The sequence below is a fragment of the Nevskia soli genome (assembly GCF_903970205.1).
Taxonomy (GTDB): Bacteria; Acidobacteriota; Terriglobia; order Bryobacterales; family Bryobacteraceae; genus Bog-113.
Genome location: NZ_CAJCHS010000204.1, coordinates 1 through 4466, shown reverse-complemented (window position 1 = coordinate 4466; position 4466 = coordinate 1). Strand labels below are relative to the sequence as shown.

The following is a 4466-nucleotide window of genomic DNA, read 5'->3' as shown; positions in this document are numbered from 1 at the left end:
CAAAGTTTCCGAACCTCAACGAGACGAGATGACAAGCGGGGAGTTCGCCTTCCCCAAGGAACGCAAAGAGCCGATCCATGACGCCGCCCATGTAAGGAACGCCATCGCACGATTCAATCAGGTGAAGGGCGTCAGCGATGACGAACGCGACGCGGCCTGGAAGCGAATCAAAGCGGCCGCGAAGAAGCACGACGTTCACGTGGACGAAGGCGACTGGCGCGAATTGAAGTAAACCGGCGCGGGCTGGTTGTTCGGGGGCCCGAGGGGTCCCGGCATCCCGTTATAGTTAACCCGATGGCCAAAGAATACGTCGAAGAACGCCACGGCGGGTAGTACGTGGCCGGTACTCGCATATCTCTGGATTCCCTCGTCCAGCGCTTCGAAGCTTCGCGAAGAGCTGCGGTGCCCCTGCCGGAGAACCTACGCCAGCGCCTCGCTGACGCGCGCGAGCAGAGATTTTCAGAGCGCCCTCGCGGCCGGACTCGACGGTAGACCCGATCCCGAAGTGCTCCGGCTTGCGAGGACAACAGGATCGCATTCTCATCTCCCATGACGAGAATTCCATCACCTGGCATCGTGCGATTTGAGATAGACGCGTTTCCCGACCGGTCAATTTCAGAACGCCTCTCGCCTAAAGTGCGCCGCAGGTTCGCCCGATAGGGTAAGCATGAGCACCGCGAATTGCCAGGTCTGCCGGATTCAGTCGACCTGCACTTCGGCGAATGTCTATCTCTATGCGCCAACGTCGGCCCTGTGCGGCCGTATTGAATCCGTTTTGTCCTCGAACCAAATACCGTTCACGTTCAACGACGGAACCTTCGGGCTGCGTCCCGACGGGGACAAGAACGATGTCGTAAATGTTTTGCGCCGGGAACTTTCGGCCCCGGAAGCGCTCGATTTGCGCGTCACCTTCGACCTGGTAAATCTGATGGCCGCAACCAGTCTGGAGCAGTTCGGAAAGCGGGTTGACACGCAATGGTTCGCCGACGCGCTTATGAAGGATCAGTTCGTCTTCTATTTTCAACCGATTGTCGATACCGCGGCGCGCGAAGTGTTCGGTCACGAGAGCCTGGTGCGCCTGGAGTCCGACCGATTTTATAACGGCGGCGAGATTGTCGAAACCGCCATCGCGCGCGGCGACGTTCACGTGTTCGATTCCTATGCGCGCGGGACCGCCATTCGTCAGGCGGCCCGTCAGAGCGTACCGAAGTCGGTGTTCATCAACTTCCAGCCTTCTTCGATTTATGACCCGGCATTCTGCATGAAGTCGACCAAGCGAGCCATGCGCGACACGCACTACACCGCTTCCGATATCGTATTCGAGATCGTGGAATCGGAACGCGTCGGGGATTCGAAGCACCTCCGCAGGATTGTCGATTACTATCGCGAGCAGCACTTCCGTGTGGCCCTGGACGATATCGGAACCGGCTCCAATTCGCTGCAGCTGATGGCTGAACTTGAGCCGGACTTTATCAAGCTCGATAAGTCCCTGGTCTGGAACATCCGCACGGCGATCGGCCGGAACACAATCGTGAAGCTTGCCGAACTGGCAAGCGAGTCCGGAATTCAAACCATTGCGGAGGGAGTGGAAACGGCCGAGATAAGGGACCGTCTGATCGATTGCGGCATCACTCTGATGCAGGGCTATTTCTTTGGCAAGCCCGCGCCGCAACCACGAACGAGGCTGCCTGATTCCGTGTATGGGTCTGTCGTAAACCGGGCTATGACGACTGCGCTGCTGTCTGCGTAATCAAACCCGGCACTTGCTCATGCGCGCCGACCCGATCGACTTCGAGTTCCAAATCGCCGGAGCCATTGACGTGAAACGCGGGGGTGAACTTGCCGCCCCACACAATCTCGTCGTAACGATACGAAAAGCGCTGGTAGACGGTCTGGCTGAAGGTCTCGTCCCACGCTTTCAACACAATCAGAATCTCGGCCTGCGCGGCGGCCAGATCCTGAGGCGTCTTGCCGTTTAACGGACTGCTGTTGTCGATGGGATGCACGACAGTCCACGTCAGCGGAAAGAAGATGACCGAGGAACGCTCCAGATTGAGGACGTCAAAGCTGCGGAGCTTCCCGCCGTCTTCGGGCTTCACCCGCATCAAAGTGACCGTTGCCTGCATCTCCATCAGGCTGTTGGCACGCCGGTTCACCACGCGAAACTGCAGCGAAGTGCCGCCTTGATACGGCGCGATCAGCGCTCTCTCGCTGAACCCGATGCGGGCCGAGGGCCGTGACACCCGCCCGAATAGCAGCCCGGTCACGACCGCGAATCCGAGTAAACCCACCAGCGCTTCAATAGCCGCTACCGCATTTGCGGCCGTCGTGTTCGGATAGATAGCGCCGAAACCGACCGTCGTCAGCGTCTGGGAACTGAAGAAGACATCTTTCAGGAACCGCGCAACGCCTTGTTCCGGCGCCATCCCTCCGGCGAGCGACTCCGGACCGAGCGCGAAGTAGATCGACGCGAAGATCACGTTCACCAGGACGTAGGCGGTGAGCACAAACCCAAAGAAACGCGACCAGGAAACACTCACCAGGTGCAGATACGGGTGAATGTCGCGCCAATGCGTCCCGCGCCGGACCACGTTGAACGATCCATCCGCATTGAATGTCCGGCGGAGCGGCGAATCGTACTTCTGGGTGAGGCCCGGATCGAAGGACGGCTGGTTCATTTCGGCGCGTTGCTCCAGTAGGCCCGCTGCCCGATGTAGTCGTCGTCCGGCAAATTCGCGAGGATGCGGCGCCGGAGCGTGAGGATATCGAACGTGCCTTGCAGTTTCGCGGCGATGCTTCCGTCAATCCCCACGATGGCGTTGTAGGGCACCGAAGCGTCCCAATCCGGATCGAAGACGCGCATCAGGCCGTACGTGTCTTTGGCGCCGAAGAGCAGATTGCGGCCGGACATGTGCTGCTCTTCGAGCACGCGCATCACGCCTTTCCGCTCGTCCGGATAGTTGACGCTCACCGTAACGAAGTTGAACGGCCGGTGACGGTACATCTCCCACGTTTTGCGTAACGCGGGCATCTCATCGACGCACGGGCCGCACCACGTCGCCCAGAAACTCACCAGCGTGATCTTGCCTCCCGGGTTCTGTCTGACCTTCTCCAAGTCCGCAGCCTGGATTTCCGTCACGGAAACGGGCTCCTGGGCCAGCCGCTCCTCCTCAGCCTTGCGATCGGCTTCCTTGTAGGCCCACTTGGTAGAGCATCCGATGCTGGGAGTGCGCGGAACAATCACCGGACGCCCCAGGAGAACGGCGTTGATCGCCTCTCGCAAGTCGTGCCGCGTGACCAGGTTTTCGCGCACACTGTTGTCGATCCGGCCCTCGTACCGGAGCCGTCTCCGGGAGTCGAATACAAACGCATGCGGCGTGGCCGACGGCCCGAACGCCTTGGCAACCTGTTGGGTGTCGCCGTCATAGAGATAGGGGAAATTGAAATGCCGGTAGGCGGCCCGAATCTTCATCTCGTCAAACGAGTCGCTTACATCCGTGTAGCCCAATTCGTCAAGCCGGATGGCTTGGGGATTATTCGGCTGAATGGCGACAACGGTGATGCCCCGGGGCTCGCACTCGGCCGCAAGCGCCTTGATCCGGCCTTCGTAGAGCTGCGCTGTCGGGCAATGATTGCAGGTGAAAATCACGACCAGCACCTTACTGGTTTCCCAGTCGGTCGAGCGATGGATCTTTCCGTCGACGCCGGGCAATTCAAATGCAGGCATCTCCGCGTTGAGAGCCAGAACTGGAAACCGCGCCTCTTCCGCGCGCGCGGCGAGAGCAATCCCGGCCAACCCGAGCAGCGGTATGAGCCCTTGTGTAAAACCTCGCATGCTTCAACTATATAAGCGCGCGGCAGTCCCGAAAACGAGCAGCCTCATGTTACACTCGAATCAAAATCCGGAAAATGGTAGCCCCGGGTTCCAGAAAAGAAAAAGGCTGCTAACCTGCAACTCTCAAATGACGCCTTACGTATTTAAGGGAGAAGCTCCAGCCCTGACTGCACTCCAAAATTCGTAGCGGAACATTCCCGAGATGATCCCGAGATGAGTAATTCCCAGACCACTATCGATCCTCCTGAAATTCAGGACGCGCTTCAAGCCTCGGCCGAGGAAAATCTGAACCGGCTGTTTGCTGTTGAGGTTGAGGAGCCTTGGTACAAGTCGTTCATCCAGAATATTCGTGAGGCGTTCAACCCTCCGAAGCTTCCGCCGCTCGAAGTCACGTCAAAACCCGTACCGGTTAAGAGCATCTGGGGGCTCTACGCGCCGGATCGAAAGAATTGGGGCTATTCGGCCGCGATTCTTACCGTAGTGGTCATTCTGCTGGGCACTGTTTTCTCGAGGCAGATCATGGATGCTGTAAAGAAACAGCAGCTCTCTCTGGTCGATCCAAACCTGAAGCCCTATGTCCCCGATTTGAAGCCTGCGAAGCAGCAGGCCGCGGGCGGCGGCGGTGGCGGCG

At 58.9% G+C, this 4466-nt stretch carries 4 protein-coding genes and 1 pseudogene; 3 read left to right on the top strand and 2 right to left on the bottom strand.

Annotated features, from left to right (window positions below; genetic code table 11):
• Both H1Y01_RS09180 and H1Y01_RS09175 read left to right on the top strand, forming a co-directional pair.
• Positions 1–232: DUF6582 domain-containing protein (locus tag H1Y01_RS09180; protein ID WP_219341411.1), on the top strand; the 232-nt coding region annotated here is incomplete at its 5' end.
• A gap of 435 nt (positions 233–667) precedes the next feature.
• Positions 668–1750, top strand: a complete 1083-nt coding sequence (locus H1Y01_RS09175) for an EAL domain-containing protein (RefSeq protein WP_180540139.1) — start codon at positions 668–670, stop codon at positions 1748–1750.
• Here the strand turns inward: H1Y01_RS09175 and H1Y01_RS09170 are convergent.
• Together H1Y01_RS09170 and H1Y01_RS09165 are read right to left on the bottom strand one after the other, a co-directional pair.
• On the bottom strand, positions 1722–2678 hold the full coding sequence (locus tag H1Y01_RS09170; protein WP_180540138.1) for an ion channel: 957 nt from the start codon (positions 2676–2678) through the stop codon (positions 1722–1724). The two genes, H1Y01_RS09175 and H1Y01_RS09170, sit on opposite strands and share 29 nt — an antisense overlap.
• Positions 2675–3835 carry a redoxin domain-containing protein gene (locus tag H1Y01_RS09165; RefSeq protein WP_180540137.1) on the bottom strand — a complete coding sequence of 387 codons (1161 nt, stop codon included), beginning with the start codon at positions 3833–3835 and terminating at the stop codon, positions 2675–2677. The genes H1Y01_RS09170 and H1Y01_RS09165 overlap by 4 nt, the downstream gene beginning before the upstream one ends.
• 213 nt (positions 3836–4048) lie before the next feature.
• On the opposite strand from H1Y01_RS09165, the pseudogene H1Y01_RS09160 reads away from it, so the two are divergent.
• Positions 4049–4466: pseudogene (locus tag H1Y01_RS09160) on the top strand (hypothetical protein); the annotation flags it as partial.

Bases quoted from the DNA above. Each gene is read 5' to 3' on its own strand.
- H1Y01_RS09170 (WP_180540138.1), bottom strand. From the start codon at position 2,678: ATGAACCAGCCGTCCTTCGATCCGGGCCTCACCCAGAAGTACGATTCG.
- H1Y01_RS09175 (WP_180540139.1), top strand. From the start codon at position 668: ATGAGCACCGCGAATTGCCAGGTCTGCCGGATTCAGTCGACCTGCACT.
- H1Y01_RS09165 (WP_180540137.1), bottom strand. From the start codon at position 3,835: ATGCGAGGTTTTACACAAGGGCTCATACCGCTGCTCGGGTTGGCCGGG.